We start from the raw sequence: 19,533 nt of genomic DNA on the forward strand, positions 1-19,533 counted from the left end.
AAGAGAGAAGCAGCAGGTTCATTCAAAATATTAACTACAAAATAAAGCCTTAACTCTAGTTTGGTCGAGTTAAGGCTTTATTTGTTAATCATGTTTTTGATATTCTAATAGATCACCAGGTTGGCAATCTAATGGCATCTAAAGTTAAAAATTTCTTCACATTTTTAGGCGGAATACTGAATTAACTAATAATAAAATTAGACAAAAAATGAGAGTATAAGTCTGTCAAAGTTACCCTACAACCCTTACGTGCCATAGAAAACGGCTTCAAAGGCATCAGCTTTTATTTATATAACTCTAACTATATTACGAAAGCGCTTGCATAAACTAAAATCAAATGGTAATATAATGCTGTAGGTGATTTGTATGCGGTTTCATTTATCTAAACAAATTATCGACGCATTTATTTATTGTAAAAATTTATTTAAAGATAAAGGAGACATATGGACGACGCACAGATGGCAGTTATTATGCCGTTGATTATGTACGGGGGAGAGGCAAAATCTTCAGCGGTAGAAGCAATTCGCGCAGCTAAAACAGGTGATTTTAAAACCGCTGACGAACGGATCGCAGCAGCAAGTAAATCAATTATTGAAGCGCATCATAGTCAAACTGAATTGTTGACTAAAGCAGCAAATGGTGAGGATGTACCTGTATCTATTTACATGGTACATGCGCAAGACCATTTAATGACAGGCATTGCTTTCGTTGATTTGGCGAAAGAAATCATTGATTTGTACAAGGTGATTAAAGCTTAAAAACAAACCCCTTCGTGTCTGGTTACACCTAACCAAATAGAAGGTTGATGTTTAAAGGGGAGAAAAAATTATGAATGCATTACAACAGTGGATGGAGAGACACATCGTCCCAATCGCAGCTAAAATTGGGTCGCAAAAACATTTAGTTGCCCTTCGTGATTCGTTTGTCGGCATGTTACCAGCAACGATGGTAGGGGCTATGGCGACATTAGTCTCTGTACTGATTGGTACTGTACCCAGTGCGATCCAACAATTAGTTGAAGGACCTACGAAAGCCGCAGCAGCAGCTGCTGCAGGCAATGCTTGGACATTGTCAAAAACACCTGTTTTTGAACAACTTGCTGGCATTTCAGGACTCGTGAGCCAAGGGACATTGACAATTATTGGTCTTATTTTTGCCTTTTCATGGGGGTACAACTTATCAAGAGCCTACAAAGTTAATGAACTTGCAGGTGGTATCGTTGGGGTGGCAGCGCTAATCGCTGGCCTACCTAATATTTTAAGCGTTGCGACAGCTGGCCTTTCTGAAAAAGCGATGGCGACTGTTAACAGTAACATCGAAGCGCAAGGTATTGCGACTTGGAAAATGGCCCTTTCAGTTGGTCAACTAGATGCGGGTGCTTACTTCGCCGTGATGATTATGGGTGCGCTTGCCGTTATCATCTATGCAAAATTAATGTTGGCAGACATTACAATCAAAATGCCTGAATCAGTACCACCAGCAGTATCTAAAGCTTTCTTAGCGATCATCCCAACAATCGTTGCAGTATATGCAGTTTCGGTGATCTACTACTTCATTAAAGTATGGACTGGCAGTGACTTGATTTACTTGATTGGTAAATACATCGCTGAACCATTCCAAGCCTTGTCACAATCACTTGTTTCAGTATTAATCGTGACCTTCTTCGTCTCTCTCTTCTGGTTCTTTGGTATCCATGGTACTAACGTTTTAGGTCCAGTACTAGATGGTATCTGGGGTCCACTTCAATTGGCCAACATGGACGTTTATAAAAAAGTTGGTTTGGCAGGCGTTAAAGAACTTGTTGCCAAAGGGGCAACAGATAAAGCACACGCCGTTGATGGTAGTTTTGTTACCCTCTGGGTACGGGGTTCTTGGGACGCTTATGCTTGGTTTGGTGGTACTGCGGGTACGATTACACTGATCATCGCTATTCTTTGGTTCTCTAAACGTGAAGACTACAAAACAGTGGCAAAACTATCAGTTGCGCCAGGTGTCTTTAACATCAATGAACCAGTCATGTTCGGTATGCCTTTGGTATTGAACTCACTCTTCTTCATTCCACTTTTACTAGCGCCAATGGTATCCGTAACCATTGCTTATCTTGCAACTGCAGCACACTTGGTATCACCGGTTGTCTTGCAAGTACCGTGGGTAACACCACCATTCCTTAACGCTTACATGGCAACAGGATTTGACTGGCGTGCAGTGATTGTAACCATGGTAACCTTTGCAGCTTCATTTGCTATCTGGTTCCCATTTGTTATCGCATCAAACTCAATGGAAGAAGAAGTTTAATCATTCCTCCTTCGTTGGGCAGATGCTCAAAAAGACGGCGGAAGTCGTCTTTTTCTATTAAAAAATGATAAAATAGGGACATAGAAATAGCTTAAAAATAGGAAGAGGTAACGCATGTTAGTCGTGAATATGGCAATGAAGCAACAAGATGTTATTGCAGTTTTGGAAGCAAATGGATATGAATTTTTAGAAAAAAAGGGCATTCGCCTATACTTCAATACTGCTGGTGACTTGGCGGAAAAAGCGGCAGAGGCTAAAGCGCTAATTAAGGCACAACCTTGGGGAGTCGCCCTATACTTTAATGTAGAGGTGGTAAAATAATGCTACAAAAATGGGGATGGGCTTTTATTAGCTTGGCACTTTTAATCTTTATCTCAACGCTACAAGGTGCTGGTGCCTTCCTAATCTTAAGTATCTTGGTTTTCATCCTTGGTCTTGGGATGGTCATTGTGGGCGGCAAAAAAGATAAAGCAGAGCAAAATGGGGAACCTAAGGTATGAAAATAGTAAAAACTTTGGCTGTACCTCGCCAATTTGTCTTTGAAAAAATTCTTGAATCGGGTCTGTATGATATTGAAAAAAATACTGGTAAACGCCCTAAAACAGCTAGTTTATCTGGATTTAAGTACAAGAAAAAATTTGGTGCCAAGCAAAATCAAGCAGGTGAAATCGTTATTGATGAGGTCATCGAACCTGCTGTTTATGCCTTTACAACAAAAACGGTTAGAAATACTTACACCACACGTTGGGAAATGCATCGGATTGATGACAAGCTGACAGAAGTAGTGATTTCAGAAGATATGATCTCACACGGTTTTTTCCAAAATTTGAATGATATGATGATGCAAATTGGTCTGGGCTGGGTGAAGAAACGACAGATGACAGCCATTTTAAACAGTATTTCAAGCGCCTATAACGGACGCTAATCAGTCACTAGTTTCATATTAAGCAATTAGAAGTATTAAAAAACACAGATTAGTTGCCTCTTTCTCGGATAACTAGCTATTTTAATTTAAGCGTATAGAAAAGGGGTAATATGGAACATGAACAATTAGTAGACTTTCCTAAAGCATTTCTTTGGGGAAGTGCATCAGCTGCCTATCAAGTAGAGGGTGCTTATAACGAAGATGGCAAAGGGCTATCAGTTTGGGATCATTTCGTTCGTATCCCTGGTAAGACCTTTAAGGAGACGACTGGTGATGTCGCGGTTGACCACTATCATCGCTATCAAGAAGATGTCAAACTCATGGCTGACATGGGGATGAAGGCCTATCGTTTTTCAATTGCTTGGACGCGTATTTTTCCTGAAGGAGTCGGTCAAGTCAGTGAAGCGGGACTCAAATTTTACAGTGACTTGATTGATGATCTCTTAGCCAACGGTATTGAACCATTAGTTACGATTTACCACTGGGATCTACCACAAGCACTGCAAGATAGGTATGGTGGCTGGGAGTCACGTCAAATTATTCCTGACTTTGTTAATTATGCAGCAACCTTATTTAAAGCCTATGGTGATCGTGTTAGCTATTGGGTGTCATTAAATGAACAAAATATCTTCACACATATGGGCTGGCAGACAGCGACTCATCCACCGGGAAAAAAAGATCCTAAATTATTTTACCAGGTCAATCATCATGCCAACTTGGCCAATGCGGCTGTGATTAATAAATTCCATGAGATGGGAATTGACGGTAAAATTGGACCTTCATTTGCCTACACGCCACAGTACGCGATTGATTCAAACCCTTTAAATGTCTTGGCCGCTGAAAATGCCGAAGAAATGATGGCGCATTTTTGGATGGATGTCTATGCTTATGGCGAGTATCCAATCGTTGCCCTAAACTACTTGAAAGCAAGAGGATTAGCACCTGAATTTGCACCTGGTGATGCAGCATTACTCAAATCTGCCAAGCCTGATTTTATGGGTCTTAATTTCTATCAAACTGCTACTAACGCTTGGAACCCAATCGGTGGTGGCGTTGAAAATAAAGACAGCTACCAGATGAACACGACAGGCAAAAAAGGCACTGCAAAAGAGTCAGGTATTCCTGGTCTACAAAAAACAGTTCAAAATCCTTATGTTGCCACAACAAACTGGGATTGGACGATAGATCCAACTGGCTTACGCATCGCATTACGCCGCATCTCATCGCGCTATCGCTTACCAGTCCTCATCACTGAAAATGGTCTGGGAGAATACGATAAACTTGAAGCAGGTCAAGTTCATGATGACTACCGAATCGACTACTTGAAAAAACATGTACTAGCGATTAAAGAGGCGTTGACTGATGGTGTTGAAGTACTGGGCTATACGACATGGTCCTACACTGACCTCCTCAGTTGGTTGAATGGCTACCAAAAACGCTATGGCTTTGTCTATGTTGATCAAGATGAGACCATGACGGGTTCCTTAAAACGCATTACAAAAGATTCTTACTACTGGTATAAAGCTGTTATGGCAAGTAATGGAGACGACTTGAGTCTGTTGCAGTAAGTCTATAGCCAATGACTCTTGACGACTTGAAAAATTAGGACATTCGATACTGCATATCAATGCAGGTGTTGGGTGTTTTTTTGAAAGCCGATTTTAGATTTGGGATGAGAGCCGCTAAAAATGAATAAATAGCAAAGTAGTAATGAAATAGATTAATTAACTAAAAATTTATAAACTAATAAAATATAATTATCGATTAAATTGGTATAATAGATAATAGTGAATTAAAATAACGCGCTAGCGGGATCATTTTGAGCGTCATAAAGTCATCTGGCAGTCTAGATGACTGATCAAGGTACTTTATTATGACGTGGTTATCAATTAATCACTTTAACATGACGCAATTAAATATGAAGTAGGAGATGTTGATGGACAACTATAATGAATTATTTTATCTTATATTTCAGCCAATAATAGAAATAAAAAAGGATAAATCAGTAGATATTGTGGAATATGAGGTATTACTTCGATCTTATGAAAATGATCGGTTTCCGAATCAGGCATTTAATGACCTATTAGTTGTACCTGAAAAACACAAGTTGTTTATGGCCTGGTATGCTGAAAAAATAAATGATATATTAAAAGAAAATGGAACGATATATTTGGCAATTAATATTCATCCAAAACAGTGGGAAGAACCCGCAATTTTTGATTTTTTTAACAAGCTAACCCCTTTTTCAAACAGGATTAAAATAGAGTTAACTGAACATAAAGACCCGATGACATCTAATATTTGCCAAAGATTTGAGTCAGTATATGCTGAATTGGCTAGATTTGGGTATGATTTTGTCATAGATGATGTTGGTAATGGCGTTAATGATATCGACTTTGTCATTGCGCATATTGAACAGATATCCAGTATAAAATTTACCATATTACCCTTTAAAAAATTAAAAGAAGAAACGTTACTATTGTTTATTGATGCCTGGTTTCAATTGGCAAAAGACTTTAACAAAGCCTTTATTGTTGAAGGGATAGAGTGTCAACCTTTTTCTTCACTTTTACTAGATAAGGGCATAAACTTGCAACAAGGCTTTTTATTTGGTGAAGGCAAGCGTGACCTAGTAACGACTGATGGAAAATGATTTTTTAAAAGATGTCATTGTTTTATAGATAGGATGAGTTAGATGTTTATTAGTATTTTGGCCAATATGAGCATTTTATTAGTTTCTCTTTATGGTTATTTAAGTTATTATGCGAATTATGGCAAGTTTCATTCTTTTTTTAAAGCGAATGAAACAGTTATCAATTCAGTTTTTGTGACGATAGTGGGCACACTTTTATTATATTTTGCGATTGTGATTGGCGGTGCAAGATATGATTTACGTTTCCTTTTACTCGCATTTACAGTGAAATATTTTGGCGCCAAGGTTAGTGTGATAAGTGCGACATCATTGATGTTTGTCAGATTATTCTGGGGGGTAGATCATCATATTTCTATCGCGATCATCTATAGTTTAATGTTAGTCATTATGCTACCGTTATTAAAGGTTTTTGTAAGTAAAATAAAAAGTGACATCATTCAACTATTGATTTTGAATTATTGTTGTTTAGCTATTGGAAATTTTTTGAATGTCATTATCCTTCATAATCCATTGAAAGATATACATATTTATATATTTTTATATCTCATCAGTACGATCATGATCTTTATTTTTTACTTTATGATTAATGATATCAGAAGGATGCAAAAACAATCTAGTCATGATTATTTGACAAAAATGAAAAATCGGAGTGAGTTCCAAAATAAAATCGACATGCTAGTGAAAAAAGAAAAAGTCTTTTCTCTCGCTATTTTGGATATTGATTATTTTAAACTGTTCAATGATTCATTTAATCATCTGGTCGGGGATTTAATGTTATTAGAAGTAGGTAAGGTTTTTTTATCTTTCGAAACGGATAAAATTAATTGTTATCGCATTGGTGGAGAAGAGTTTGCCTTTACTTTCGAACAAACTGAGTTTCATGAAGTTGAAAACAGGTTAGAAAAAATTAGACTGACAGTCCAAAAAATAAAAATTAATACACTATTATCACATGAAGAAATAAAAGAGGTCACTATTTCAATAGGTGTGACGCATGTCAGCACTTTTTCAGATGTTGACAACTTTATGTTGCGTGCTGATGAAGCACTATATAAAGCAAAAGAAGCCGGAAGAAACCGAGTAGTGGTTAGTGATTAACTACTATAAAAGGATATGTCAACAGATTAATAGTGACATCATGCACTAAAGTGAACGAGTAAAGGGAAAAAATTGGAAAATTATTTATATTATATTTTAGCGTTAAATGTTACGTTAATTGTCATCTACTTTCTATCAAAAAAACAGTTGATTTTTAGGAAAATATTGATTAGTTTATATATCATAAGCATGTCAATTTACATTCTGTGGCGTGCTTTTTATACGCTACCCGATAGCTCGATTATCAGTATGCTCTTAGGTCTAGCACTATTAATAGCCGAGATAGGCTCTTTTATTTTATCACTTCTCTTTTATTTTTTATTTTGGCAAAAAAATACAAAAGAAGAAAAAGAATTAGTCGCACTTTCCCCTAATTATCCGACTGTAGATATATTTATTGCAACCTATAATGAGTCTGCTGCCATATTAAAAAGAACGATTGTTGCGTCAAGTAAAATTAGCTATCCTGATTTGCAAAAAGTACAAGTCTATATTCTGGATGATGGAGATAGAGAAGAGATTGCCTTACTTGCTGAGGAATTACAGGTTAACTACATTAGAAGAGATGACAATGCACATGCAAAAGCCGGTAATTTAAACCATGGGTTGACTAAAAGCAAAGGCGAGTTAATTGTCACTTTGGATGCGGATATGATTCCTAGGGTAGACTTTTTAGAAAAAACGATAGGCTATTTTGAGAATCCCAAGATGGGCTTCATACAGGCCCCACAAACATTTTTTAATAGTGATCCCTATCAATTTAATTTATTTTCTGAGAACAACCTTAATAATGATCAAGATTTTTTCATGCGTCGTATTGAAAACCAAAAAGATATCTATAATTCAGTCATGTATATTGGCTCAAATGCCGTTTTTAGAAGAACGGCGATTGAAAGTATTGGGGGATTCTCGACAGGGGTCATAACAGAAGATTTAGCTACCGGCATGTTTATTCAAGCTAAGGGATGGGAAACCAGATTTGTTAACAAAAATTTGGCAAGTGGTTTAGCTCCGGAAAATTTTGCGGATTTAATCAAACAAAGAGATCGTTGGTCAAGGGGGAATATTCAAGTAGCCAGAAAATGGTCCCCATTAAAAGTTAAAGGCTTAACTAAAGTTCAAAAGTTTTTATATATGGATGGGATTCATTATTGGTTTTCAGGCATCTATAAAATGATTTTCATGCTTGCGCCACTATGGTTTGTGCTTTTAGGGTTTTATAGTTTAAATGCGACACTTAGTGGTATTCTGATTTTTTGGTTCCCATCATTTCTTGCTTCACAACTTGCTTTTAATCGCGTGAGTCAAGGGACCCAAAGTATTTTGTTAACAAATATTTATGAAACTGTTATGGCGCCATTCATCAGTTATGCTGTGATTAGTGAGGCAGTATTAAAGAGTAAAAAAGGGTTTTCAGTCACTAACAAGGGCTATAATACAAGTAAAAAGTATTATAATTGGCGCTTGTCCTTGCCACTGTTAATCTTACTTACTTTATCTGTCCTTGCCTTAGCTAAATCATTATTAATTATTTTTGATGTGTTACCGTTTGCTTCAGGAAAAGCAGCGCTCTATATCAATGTGTTTTGGTTAATGTATAATGTTTTTATTTTAATTTTTGCGGTTCTTGTTCCTTTTGAAAGACCACGCTTTAGAAAATCGGAAAGATTTGTAAGCTCCGAAAAGGCGCGAGTGCTTGATGAAAGTGGTCAGTTAATTGATGTATGTACCATGACTGATTGGAATGAATTAGGTGCTGGAGTGGTGATCGATCACAGTGAGCAATCTGACATAAAACTAGGACAAAAAGTGCTACTTGACATAAATGGTTATCAGCTTGAAAGTGTTGTTAGAAGAGTTAGGCCAGGAAAGGAAAATCTATATGTTGGCTTGGCATTTGTATCATTAACCTATGACCAATATGCTCATATCATTACTCAAACGTATGCCATCGCATCAGATAAGTTACCAATCAAAGAAGAGAGACCTAATAAAATAGCAAAGGTTTTACTGGCACTTTTGAAGGGACACCTTAGTTTTAGAAAGCGATACTAAGTAAAAAAATAAACGCCATCAACATACCTGTTGGTGGATTTTATTTTGTATGAAAAAGATGACGATAAAACTACTGGAAACTAAGGACGTACCACAAAAGAATAAACAGGTAACTCATAACAGTCTTATAAAATGGTAGACTGATGTTAAAAAAATTAGCTAGTTTGGTCTTTTAAATGATTCTGATAGCGTATATTAATGTATAATTGTATCATAATGCATCTCTTACGATACATAAGATGCTAGCGTCATTGTGCACCTATAAATAATCAGATAGTTAGATTTGGAGTAATATGATCAATAAAATAATTGAGCGTACTGTAAAATGGGATCAGGGTGTCTTAAAATTACCTGCTTTTAACGCTATTTTTACAGCAATGCAACAAACCCTACCCTTACTTACCATTAGTGTTTATTTACAATTAATCATCAACTTATTTTTAAAGCCGGATGCATTTTTTATTAGACTATTTCATCTCTCAATAAAGGTTCCGATGTTAATGCAGTTGCAAGACCTGTCTTTACTGCTTGATCTTTTAGTTTTAATGTTATTTTCAGCAATATATACAGGGACGTATCTCTCTTCACGTCATGTTTTTCAAACAACATTACCAATTATCACTAATTTTTTGGGTACATTTTTTTTATTACTAGGTAAAGATAAACTGCTCAGTTATGATAGCACGCAATATTTATTACTTGTTATCATCGTAACATTGAGCAGCGAGAGTTTTGTACATTATCAAAAAAAAGTGAGTCGACCTAATGTACAACCTTTTGCAATGCGTTTTCTATTATGGGCCGGCATCATTTTAGGTGTTAATATAGGCTTACAAATGGTGTCACCCAGTACCTTCATTTATCAGGCTATGAGCAGTTTAACCGCTCATGTATTTTGGACTAGTTTTCTTGGACTACTACTCATTAGTTGCTTGATACCTCTATTTTTTTGGTTAGGTATTTCGATACCCAGAGAGCTAGTGACGGATCAAATTAATATTCCTGCAGTCGTTAAAAATTTAAATGTCGTCATAAAAAATGAAAATGGTAGCTTACCTTATCCGACTAACTTGTATAGTGTCTATCATGCGTTTTCTCAATTTGGTGGTATCGGCAATACAGTAGTGCTGAGTTTTTTATTATTATTCGCAGTTTCAAAGAAGCGTCAAAACCTAGGTTTGCTATCACTTGTTCCAAGTCTTTTTAATCAAAACCAATTACTTTACTTTGGCTTACCCATCTTTTTACGGCCGCTTATGTTAGTGCCGATGCTCGCAACAAGTGTAGTGGGGACTTTAATTGGGTATATAGCAATTATGACGCATTTGATTAAACCGGCTACTTTGGTGACGCCGAGTGGCATGCCTAATCTTTTATTAGCCTTTTTAGGCAGTAATGACGGCTGGTCTTTACTTGTTGTTGCTATTATTTTCGGCTTATCAGTCATCATCTATATGCCATTTATTAAGATACAGAACAGTGAGACTATCTATGAAAAATAAAATCATTATCGTTTTAAGTCTCCTACTCATGATTGTCAGTGGCTATTTTGGCCGTGAATGGGTTATAAGTACCAATAATAAGCAAGCAAAAATTCAAAATTCACATCTCAAACCAATTATTTTTATTCCTGGATCAAGTGCGACGATTGACCGTTTTGATAGTTTAATTTCTACACTAAATAGTAAGGGGACTAAGCATAGCGTCCTAAAAGTTCAGGTCAATACAGATGGTCATCTCACCTATTCGGGTCGTATTCGCGCCAATGATCAGCAACCATTTATTATCATTGGTTTTCAAAATAACAATGATGGCTATAGTAATATTAAAAAACAATATAACTGGCTAAATATCGCCATGAATAGTTTACAAGCGCGCTATCACTTTCGAAATTTCCAAGCCATTGGTCACTCAAATGGGGGGCTGATTTGGACGGGTTATTTAGAAAATGATTACAGTGAAGACCAATTTCATATGTCAGTATTGATGACTTTAGGGACACCTTATAATTTCTCAGAAGCTTCTCAAACACGTCCCACAGTTATGCTTAAAGACTATATGGAGAGTAAAAATAATTTACCAAATAGTCTATCGGTTTACTCAGTAGCAGGTACAGAAGATTATACCGATGATGGCGTCGTACCAGTCCAAAGTGTGACAGCTGGGAAGTATATTTTTCAAAATCAAGTAAAAACCTATACACAAATCACTGTTTCTGGCAGTGATGCGGAGCATTCTAGTTTACCTGAGAACAGTGAAGTGATCACATTAATACAAGAATATTTACTTAGTGTGCCAAAAGGGGGAGAAAAAATAGTACCTAAAAAGATTACCAGTGATATTAATTAATGACTCTCTATCAGGACCTGTATAAGATATAACTAACACGTTTAGCCTATGATAAACAGGATTCAGATAGGCATACTGAGCTTTCATATGATGTGACCGCTAAAATTTATCTTTTGAAATCAAGTATTGACTGCTTGATTTTTTTTGTTAGTTTGATAATTAAAAAAATAAAAAAGTAGGTAATGCAGTAAGTTAAGAACTGCTTTGAATCAAATTCCATAAGTAATGTATATAGTTAACCAGTTGACTTTATTTGCAAAACGATATATACTTAACTGGTAAACTAATTATCGAAAAAGATAGGAGAATATGTTGGCTAAAAAATCCAAGATCGCAAAATTTGAGAAGCAAAAAAAACTTGTTGAACAATATGCAGAACGTAGGAGAGAGTTAAAAGAAATAGGTGATTATGAAGCACTGCGAAATCTTCCTAGAGATGCTAATCCAAATAGAATGAGACTAAGAGATAATTTGGATGGCAGACCAAGAGCCTATATGCGAAAATTTGGCATGTCTAGAATCAATTTTAGAAGATTAGCACATGAAGGCAAGATTCCAGGTGTAAAAAAAGCAAGCTGGTAAAACGGCTTGGCTATAGTGAGGTATAATATGGAGCGAACTGATTTATCTAGTGCATATCGTCGTTTAAAAAGTGCGAATATCAAGACACGTAAACGTGCATTGAAATTGATAAAGGCAGAAAAACGTAAGAAAAAATAGGTTAAATATAGATTAAAGTCTATCAGTGAATGATGGACTTTATTTTGTACTCAAAAGGCCTATGCATATTTAACTGCAAATATCCGTAGCTATTTGGGCCTTTTTCTGATAATAGATATAGATATAGATATAGATATAGATATAGATATAGATAGTTGTAGGAGAATAGCCAATTAAATCTGCAATTTTCCTTATTGATAAGTTATCAAACCCATCTTTATTAATGATCTTAATACTAGCATTCAGAATTTAGTACTTTATTTTTTCTTTTTCTATTGAACATCTCTTTTTGATAGCCATTGCTACCCTCTTTTTTGGTTAACGTCGTTAAGTATATTTACATCGTTATCTCATCGCTATTTAAACAGTATGTCACCTATTTTATAATAACTAAAGTAAAATTAACCTATAAACTTTTAATTTAAAGGCAAAATGGCGTTTGAAAACAAGTATAGATTGAGGAAATATAAGAAATCAGTGGGGGATTTCTATTAATGTAATTAATGTTCACTACAGTAGTCTTTGATTTTTAGACTTCAGTAATGGCAGACCTATTCCTTGTCGATTTATGATATAATTTGATTATCTTATGTAAAAAAGGAAAAACGATGAATATAATATTTTCAGATATTGACGGAACTTTTCAAGACTTAGGCGCTGATGTACCGCAAATAAACGTTGCTGCTATCAAAGCGTTACAAAAACATCAGGATAAATTCGTTTTTGTGACAGGTCGAGGATTGGAAATGGTTGAAGAATTGCAAGAAGCTTCAGGTTTAGCGTGTGATGCAATCTTTGCCAATGGTGCTGGACTAAAAAAAGTTGGACAACCAGCAACTTATCAAAACTGTCTTTCTATTGACACATTAAAGGTGATACTGCCTATCTTAGATGCAGAGAACATCCTATATTTTGTCCATACGACGCATGAAGTCTTGATACATCCCGTTAAGCAATATCATAAAAATCTTCAGGATTTACGTGAAAGTTTGACCTATATGGGAGAGCAAGGCATCTCATTAATGGACTATAAAACAAATTATTTTGAAGAGAGCTGTTATCATGTAACAGATATGATTGCATTTTTAACACAGCATCCTGACCGAGCTATTTTAAAAGTAGAATTAATGGAAGCAAGTGATATAAAACATCAATTGCTTCGAGAAAAGCTAAAAAGTCCATTAGTAAGTGTCTTTACGTCTTTTGTGAAAACATTGGAAATTGTCCATCCACTAAGCAGCAAAGGGAGTGCGATACAGAACTATTTAAAAGACTATACTAATGTGACGAGTTTTGGATTCGGTGATGGCGAAAATGATTTACCAATGTTTGAAGTTGTGGATGTTGCAGTTGCTGTCGAAAATGCGACTGAACATATCAAACAAAGCAGTCACCACCAAACAGTCAGTTGCCAAGAAGGTGGCGTAGGGAAATTTATTTTTGAAAACATACTACCTAAATGAGTCATGATAGCTGTGATTTAAAGGTACGATAATACGATCTGACTTGCGAGCAAGCGTCTTAGTATTTGTGATGTTTATAGGGAGCGCTGCATATACTATTTGTCCAATTTTTATAGAGCATCATTTTAAAAGAGGAGAGAATTATGAATTGTCTATTAATAGGCTTAGGATCGCATGCTAAAAAAATTTATTTAGAGTTTCTAGAAAAAGAAGCGTTTATCAATAAAGTTATTATTGTTGATTTAGTGACTGAGCATGACAGTCTAGAAAGTATTTTATCGAAAATAAATATCAACTATGACTTACTACTATTTGATAATCTGGTACGACATACCAAGTCACTCCCACCAGAATATGAAAAACTTTTAGAGGAGAAAGTCAGAGAAAATGATATAAAGAAAGTCATTATTTCAACAGAGCCACGAAGTTATAAACTATATATCGACTTTTGTTTGAAACATGGGTTGGATATCATGTGTGGTAAGCCTATAACGACTCCTTTATATGCAGAAGCAGGTAGTGATGGAGAGATTAAGGGTAATCAAATAGGTGGGCTGACTCACTTTGAAATTTTAGTTTTGGGAATAGATGATAGTAAGTATGATTTGGTACAAAACGAAGTTGCAATGTTTGATAGGCTGAGAGATTTTTTTCTTGACAAACACGCCTACTCAAATATAAGAAGACATAAAACATCAGTTTCGTTAGTATCGGAACTGCAATATAATATACCGCCACACCCCAAAAATGAGAATTTTCGATTTGCTGTGGAGCTTTTAATTAAGCATAATGGCAAGTACTTATTGTGTAAGAGAAGTTCAGACGCAAAGATAGCGCCTGGAATTTGGAATATACCTGCTGGTAAGGTTAAATATAATGAGGGAATAGAAGAAGCCTTAATAAGAGAATGCGAGGAAGAAACTAACCTTAAAGTCAGTAATGTCTGCTATCTAGACTGTAATTTTATAAATAAAGAACATAAAAGAATTGTCTATCTGTATGTTACGGAAGTAGCAGATATCTCAGATTTAAGAATTGATGCTGGAGAGTTCGATGAATGGGAATGGATTAAAGCAGAAGACGTTGATAACTATGAATCAGTAAATCTCTATATTAAAAGATGGCTATCTGAACTAGGCTAAGTGTGTGGTTTTTATGAAAATTTTAGTGTATAATATTCAGATAGCTGTTTGAAAATCCAATCAAAAATGGTGAGATTAGTAAAATGATAGGAGAATTAGGGAAATGTTGACTCTAAAAAAAGATAAAAGCGGGATAAAAAAGGTAAATAGCATTGCTATATTTGTTGCAATTATTGTGGTAAGTGGTCTTGTAGTTTATCAAATGGGTCGAAATAAGGCGGTGATCTATACAGTAGTAGCCCTTCTCTTTTTATTTGTTTTGTCTTTTTTAGTTGCTGTTTTTATTAAAAAGATGTCTAAAAACGCGGACAAAGTGGTGCCGTTTGTGATGCAGGTTAATGAGGATGAGTTGCGCTATTATCCAATAAACGATAGCAGTATTGTTTATGCTATCGTCTTAAAAGAGATCAAAGCTATTCATGTGTTATGGTGGGGGAATGGCGCTAATAGCGTTAGAGTTGAATTTTTAGGACAACCCAATAGGTCTTCACGCATAGAAGCAGATGAAAAAAAAGTGATAGAAAAGACCACATTATCGTTTGAGCGCCTTGATGTCAGCTATAAGGACTTTCATCAATTCTTTAACGCTATGAATGATAGTGTCTCTTTTCCTATTATTTTTGATAGGCGATAAACTACTGCTGTTGTGCCCCCGAAACTTTGAATTGTAGTGCGCCCATAAACTGGACAAATGCTCGAATGATTATTGGAAAGGTTATAATAAACTAGACACAAAGTTAATAAAAATCGTTGAAGGGTTTATTAGGACGAGAAGAAAATTCGATAAACAATTTAAATACACCGCAGTAAAACTCATTCTTGAAGAGGGTTACTCTTTTAAAGAAGTTAGTCAAGAACTTTATGTTCACGCCAATAGTCTCTATCGTTGGGTTCAAGAAGATGAAAAATATGAAGAAAATGATCGTTAATGTACTAATAAGCAAAGCAAAAAGTTGATAAAGCTTCCCGAAATACTGAACAAAAATCTGAGAGATAACAAAATGGTGTAGCCGTAGTATCGGAGAAAGAAAAAAATCCAGGTTAAAGTTCTTTAAGTAACTTTATTATGCTATAATCTTGATATCATAATAACTTAGGACAAGATAATTAATGTTAGATACTAATAAAATTGGAAAAAATATAAAGGCACTCCGTGAAGTATATGGAGAAACCCAAAAGGAGCTTGCTGCTGCACTTTATCTTAACGTCAATACAATTTCAAAGTATGAACGTGGTGAAAAAGTTGGAAGTGGTCAAAAGAAAGCTTTTGACTATGATTTACTAAAGAATATTGCCAAGCATTATGGTATTGCAATAGAATGGATTGCCGAATCGGACTTATCAGATATAGAGTTTCCTGAGTATTTCAATCAAGAAAATCCTGATATTTTAGATTTAAATAAAAAAATCTATCCTGTCTTGAAACCAAAAACTAAGGTTGAAAATCAGGAATTTTATCGCGCCTATCATGCTCACCTTAATTTTTTTGAAATAACTCCTGACACCTCGACTAAAGAATTCAATCAACTTATCAACGATATTTTTGATGGTTACAGAAATAGTTGTGAAAATACCTTAGTATCCTGGATTAATTTAGCGAGCTTTATGATTTATCTTCGTGTGAATTATAAAATAATCAGTCAAGCTGGAGAATTCTCTAATATTAAGAATCCAAAGTTGAAAATCTATTCAAAAATTAATGCTTTATCTGAAAATGAAAGAAAAATAGATTTAGAAGACTGGGCTGATTTCCAGGAAACAATTTTTGAAATTTTTGCAGAACTAAAGAAAAAACATTTTTGTTCGGATTTAGTGGATTATTTTATTGCACAAATGTATAGTAACCAATTGATTGAAAATGATTTAAATGAAACCAATTCAATAGTTGGTCTCGAAATGATGAATACTTTAACATTACTCAGAAATCCCTATGCCGTACGTTTTATGAAAATTATGTTAAATTATTAGATGATTGAATGTACACAAAATATACGACTAAAAGCTTGCCATAGTTAACGATAAGCTTATTTTTTTATGTTAAAATATCTTTATAAAGAAATTTGTGGAGGTAGAAAATGAATAATGAAAAAAAAACTAACTTTTATCAACGGCATAAAAGAGCAATTTGGATTATTGCTGGAGTTGTAGCTGCAAGTTTCGGAGCAGTCTATATTTTTAAAATAATAAATCTAGATCCAGAAAATGAGGAATCTTCATTTTCTACTGATACAGGTAGCATAACTAATGCTACGATTGATGATTTAAGTATTATTTCAGATAATTCACCTATTCAAGAACATGTTTCAGTGAGAGAACACTATAGAACTCTCCCTGAAGGCTGTCACCCTTCTGTAGAAAAGCAAGCAGAAGCTGAAAGTCTCGGAATTCCTATTCCTGAAGGGAAAACCTTTGTTAATGCTTATATAAAATAATTTAGAGTTATTTACCTTTTTATCCATTGCTTTGGTCTTTACTTTAACAAAGACTGCAGATTATTCATCTTGAAGATACTGTTGAATATAAAGTTATATAAACTAAAAATACGGATGGTGATTATACCATTAACCAAGTAATATTAATCAAATAGAAAGAATAAAGTTATGTCTATAATTTATACAACCAATGAGTGGAACGGCTATGGTAAACAAAACTATTATTGGAATGAATATCGAGTTGAAGGAAATCGAGTATTTAAATACAAATGCCACCGTCAGAAATTTTTTGATGGAGACGAGAATAATTGGGAAGAGAGCGAAAACATAGAATGCTCTTGGTCATTTGATGATCCCAATATTCCAGACTGGCTAAAACAAAAAATCTAAAATAATGAATAAAAAGAAATTAACCTACAAATATTTTTGTAAGTTAATTTTATTTGCAGCTAATTTTCGTATTCAAACTCCCTCAATCACTTTTTCAGCATAACGTTTGTAAAATTTACAGAAAAACTTAGTGGATTGTTCCATTCTGACAATACGCGAGTGTTCCAGTCTGATTTTACTATTCTTAAATATAGAAAATATTATTTAATTTATTTATATTGTACAGTTTTTTTATTTATATGATAGAGTTGACCAAATTTTGACCAAAACTATTTTTTTATTATAGAAGTAGTGTTAAATTCACTAATTTTAATATCGTCTAAATGATAAGGTAGATTTAAAGTATTCATTATATTTGGAGTAGATTCTTGTTTCAAACCTTGGTGTCTACTTTATTATAATCTTTCCAAAGAGTGTTACTGATAAAAATAATTTAGTTCATGATAGGTAAATCAAATTTTACTTTATCATTAAATAATTTTGAAATAAATATAAAAGAAATTTTTTTACTAGGTGTTACTAATAAGACTGTTGATGTAAAAACTTGAGTATCACCATCTTGAACTTCATAGTTTTCTTTTTTTGTTTTAAGTTCGCTGTCTAATTGGTATGAACCGAACTCAGTAGTAGTGGACCTCTCATCTTTCCAGCCTCCTACATTGTTTATACCTGCATCATCTTTAATTTTTACATCATCTAAATAGGGTGCTCTTATAACTTTTCCGCTTGAATTTGTTATCTTTATTGTAACTCTAACAGCCTGCTTTCCTTGATTGGCTGAATAGAAATTAAGATAGTTTGTATCATTCATTAGTTTATTTTTTGCATTTTCAGTTACGTCCTTAACTTCGGTTACTTCTAGAGTATATGCAACTTTATTATCGTTTTTGATGAAAGCCTTAGAGTTTAAGGTTGTAATAACTGGTACTTTTTCTGATTTGCTATTTTCTTTTTTAGATCCCTCAGTCTTGGAAATTGAATCAGATTTTATAGAGTTTTTATTGTTGTCTTTTATTTTAGAAGAGCATCCAGCAAGTAAAAAAACTGGTAAGATTATTATCAAAACTGTAATTTTTTTCATTTTATTTCCCTTTACTTCTCATTTAATATTATTTCGGTTGGTTTCAAGTAGTTCAAAAATATAATTCATAAAAATAATCTGGATCATAATAAGTCTCAATTGCAAATTTATTTGATATGATATCATGAAATTCATCAACAACTCTATCAAGATGATATGGTGATTTAAATTTTCAATAACCTGACTATTTTTTTATTTGGAGCAAATTCATATTTTTAATGTAAGGTTTTTATGTATTAGATATTTTCAAGTGACAGATATACTTAATAGATAAAGTATATCCTATATGCTTAACTTAATTTAAAATCTGTCTCGTTAATCATTTAATTGCCTGTATCACTTACTGACCATTTTCTTTTCTGACATGACTAATTTTACTAATTGTTCAACCATATTTTTTATTAATTTTTTTATGCTATTACTGAATTCTTCGCTGGACAGGTACTTAATTATTTGAGCTGTAATTAACTTCATAACAGCTGTACCTACTTTAATTGCTAAAGTTGCAACGGCTTTATTTATCATTTGCTCTCCTTTATTAACTCTTTTAATATTTTTTTTAGAAATTTATTTTTAGTATTTTTTTCTAAATAATTATATGCTGATATAGTTAGTTTTTTTTCTGACATGTGTTCATCAAGTTCCAACTCAGATTTCAAGGCATAGTATAAGGCCTTAGGTTTTAAATCAATATCATTATTGAATTCTAATATTTTTTTATCAACTTCTTTTTGAATTTTAACATCCAAATCCTCTGTCAAAATTTCATTAGGTAATGTTTTTCTATATAATGATATTTCTTTATTAATATTATTTTTAACGATAGCAGTATTATCTGCTTTGAATTCTTCTATGTTGTTAATTACAGTACTTAGCTTTTCATTTTCCATTTTATGCCTCATCAATCTATACTATACAATCTATTAGCAA

The 19,533-nt window shown here is 34.0% G+C and carries 23 protein-coding genes and 1 pseudogene; 20 read left to right on the forward strand and 4 right to left on the reverse strand.

Annotated elements, in window-relative coordinates:
• The first annotated feature begins 443 nt into the window (after window positions 1-443).
• From RU86_RS00785 to RU86_RS00845, 13 genes are all read left to right on the forward strand, one after another.
• A complete protein-coding gene (locus RU86_RS00785) occupies window positions 444-758 on the forward strand; it encodes a PTS lactose/cellobiose transporter subunit IIA (RefSeq protein WP_096813579.1) in 315 nt (104 codons plus the stop codon).
• A gap of 70 nt (window positions 759-828) precedes the next feature.
• Window positions 829-2,295, forward strand: coding sequence for a PTS sugar transporter subunit IIC (locus RU86_RS00790; protein ID WP_096813580.1), 1,467 nt, complete (start codon window positions 829-831; stop codon window positions 2,293-2,295).
• Between the two features lie 114 nt (window positions 2,296-2,409).
• A complete protein-coding gene (locus RU86_RS00795; RefSeq protein ID WP_096813581.1) occupies window positions 2,410-2,616 on the forward strand; it encodes a hypothetical protein in 207 nt (68 codons plus the stop codon).
• Window positions 2,616-2,795 (forward strand): hypothetical protein, encoded by a 180-nt coding sequence (locus RU86_RS00800; RefSeq protein ID WP_096813582.1) that lies wholly within the window; start codon window positions 2,616-2,618, stop codon window positions 2,793-2,795. Before RU86_RS00795 ends, RU86_RS00800 begins: the two co-directional genes overlap by 1 nt.
• The gene (locus tag RU86_RS00805) at window positions 2,792-3,220 is read left to right on the forward strand and encodes a DUF3284 domain-containing protein (RefSeq protein ID WP_096813583.1); all 429 of its coding nucleotides are present in this window, start codon (window positions 2,792-2,794) and stop codon (window positions 3,218-3,220) included. The genes RU86_RS00800 and RU86_RS00805 overlap by 4 nt, the downstream gene beginning before the upstream one ends.
• 110 nt (window positions 3,221-3,330) lie before the next feature.
• The gene (locus RU86_RS00810; protein ID WP_096813584.1) at window positions 3,331-4,788 is read left to right on the forward strand and encodes a glycoside hydrolase family 1 protein; all 1,458 of its coding nucleotides are present in this window, start codon (window positions 3,331-3,333) and stop codon (window positions 4,786-4,788) included.
• 368 nt (window positions 4,789-5,156) lie between these two features.
• Entirely contained in the window at window positions 5,157-5,873 is a 717-nt protein-coding gene (locus RU86_RS00815) for an EAL domain-containing protein (protein WP_096813585.1), read from the forward strand.
• Window positions 5,874-5,915: 42 nt separating this feature from the next.
• The gene (locus RU86_RS00820) at window positions 5,916-6,971 is read left to right on the forward strand and encodes a GGDEF domain-containing protein (protein WP_096813586.1); all 1,056 of its coding nucleotides are present in this window, start codon (window positions 5,916-5,918) and stop codon (window positions 6,969-6,971) included.
• 165 nt (window positions 6,972-7,136) lie between these two features.
• A complete protein-coding gene (locus RU86_RS00825) occupies window positions 7,137-9,026 on the forward strand; it encodes a glycosyltransferase family 2 protein (protein ID WP_245810446.1) in 1,890 nt (629 codons plus the stop codon).
• Between the two features lie 293 nt (window positions 9,027-9,319).
• The gene (locus RU86_RS00830; protein WP_096813588.1) at window positions 9,320-10,528 is read left to right on the forward strand and encodes a PTS sugar transporter subunit IIC; all 1,209 of its coding nucleotides are present in this window, start codon (window positions 9,320-9,322) and stop codon (window positions 10,526-10,528) included.
• Entirely contained in the window at window positions 10,518-11,375 is an 858-nt protein-coding gene (locus RU86_RS00835; protein ID WP_096813589.1) for an alpha/beta hydrolase, read from the forward strand. Before RU86_RS00830 ends, RU86_RS00835 begins: the two co-directional genes overlap by 11 nt.
• Before the next feature lie 312 nt (window positions 11,376-11,687).
• Window positions 11,688-11,957 (forward strand): 30S ribosomal protein S14, encoded by a 270-nt coding sequence (gene rpsN / locus RU86_RS00840; RefSeq protein WP_096813613.1) that lies wholly within the window; start codon window positions 11,688-11,690, stop codon window positions 11,955-11,957.
• Window positions 11,958-11,984: 27 nt separating this feature from the next.
• A complete protein-coding gene (locus RU86_RS00845) occupies window positions 11,985-12,095 on the forward strand; it encodes a putative metal homeostasis protein (RefSeq protein WP_096813590.1) in 111 nt (36 codons plus the stop codon).
• A gap of 69 nt (window positions 12,096-12,164) precedes the next feature.
• Here RU86_RS00845 and RU86_RS12450 read toward each other — a convergent pair whose 3' ends face one another.
• On the reverse strand, window positions 12,165-12,344 hold the full coding sequence (locus tag RU86_RS12450) for a TetR family transcriptional regulator (protein ID WP_096813614.1): 180 nt from the start codon (window positions 12,342-12,344) through the stop codon (window positions 12,165-12,167).
• Between the two features lie 359 nt (window positions 12,345-12,703).
• Here RU86_RS12450 and RU86_RS00855 point away from each other — a divergent pair, with 359 nt between their 5' ends.
• From RU86_RS00855 to RU86_RS00885, 7 genes and pseudogenes are all read left to right on the forward strand, one after another.
• On the forward strand, window positions 12,704-13,558 hold the full coding sequence (locus tag RU86_RS00855) for an HAD-IIB family hydrolase (protein WP_096813591.1): 855 nt from the start codon (window positions 12,704-12,706) through the stop codon (window positions 13,556-13,558).
• 143 nt (window positions 13,559-13,701) lie between these two features.
• Complete coding sequence (locus RU86_RS00860) at window positions 13,702-14,700, forward strand: NUDIX domain-containing protein (RefSeq protein WP_096813592.1); 999 nt, start codon at window positions 13,702-13,704, stop codon at window positions 14,698-14,700.
• A 103-nt stretch (window positions 14,701-14,803) separates the two neighbouring features.
• Window positions 14,804-15,334, forward strand: coding sequence for a hypothetical protein (locus tag RU86_RS00865; RefSeq protein WP_096813593.1), 531 nt, complete (start codon window positions 14,804-14,806; stop codon window positions 15,332-15,334).
• Between the two features lie 112 nt (window positions 15,335-15,446).
• Window positions 15,447-15,620, forward strand: a pseudogene (locus tag RU86_RS00870) (transposase); the annotation flags it as partial.
• A gap of 190 nt (window positions 15,621-15,810) precedes the next feature.
• Window positions 15,811-16,668: a helix-turn-helix domain-containing protein gene (locus RU86_RS00875; protein WP_096813594.1), complete on the forward strand. Its 858-nt coding sequence runs from the start codon at window positions 15,811-15,813 to the stop codon at window positions 16,666-16,668.
• A gap of 107 nt (window positions 16,669-16,775) precedes the next feature.
• Window positions 16,776-17,132, forward strand: a complete 357-nt coding sequence (locus RU86_RS00880) for a hypothetical protein (RefSeq protein ID WP_096813595.1) — start codon at window positions 16,776-16,778, stop codon at window positions 17,130-17,132.
• Window positions 17,133-17,300: 168 nt separating this feature from the next.
• A complete protein-coding gene (locus RU86_RS00885; RefSeq protein ID WP_096813596.1) occupies window positions 17,301-17,522 on the forward strand; it encodes a hypothetical protein in 222 nt (73 codons plus the stop codon).
• 433 nt (window positions 17,523-17,955) lie between these two features.
• On the opposite strand, the gene RU86_RS00890 is transcribed toward RU86_RS00885, so the two are convergent.
• From RU86_RS00890 to RU86_RS00900, 3 genes are all read right to left on the reverse strand, one after another.
• A complete protein-coding gene (locus tag RU86_RS00890; RefSeq protein ID WP_096813597.1) occupies window positions 17,956-18,603 on the reverse strand; it encodes a hypothetical protein in 648 nt (215 codons plus the stop codon).
• A 336-nt stretch (window positions 18,604-18,939) separates the two neighbouring features.
• The gene (locus tag RU86_RS00895; RefSeq protein WP_245810447.1) at window positions 18,940-19,128 is read right to left on the reverse strand and encodes a hypothetical protein; all 189 of its coding nucleotides are present in this window, start codon (window positions 19,126-19,128) and stop codon (window positions 18,940-18,942) included.
• A complete protein-coding gene (locus RU86_RS00900; protein WP_096813598.1) occupies window positions 19,125-19,493 on the reverse strand; it encodes a hypothetical protein in 369 nt (122 codons plus the stop codon). Before RU86_RS00900 ends, RU86_RS00895 begins: the two co-directional genes overlap by 4 nt.
• Window positions 19,494-19,533 lie beyond the last annotated feature (40 nt).

The sequence above is a fragment of the Pseudolactococcus piscium genome, from assembly GCF_002441695.1.
GTDB lineage: Bacteria > Bacillota > Bacilli > Lactobacillales > Streptococcaceae > Pseudolactococcus > Pseudolactococcus piscium.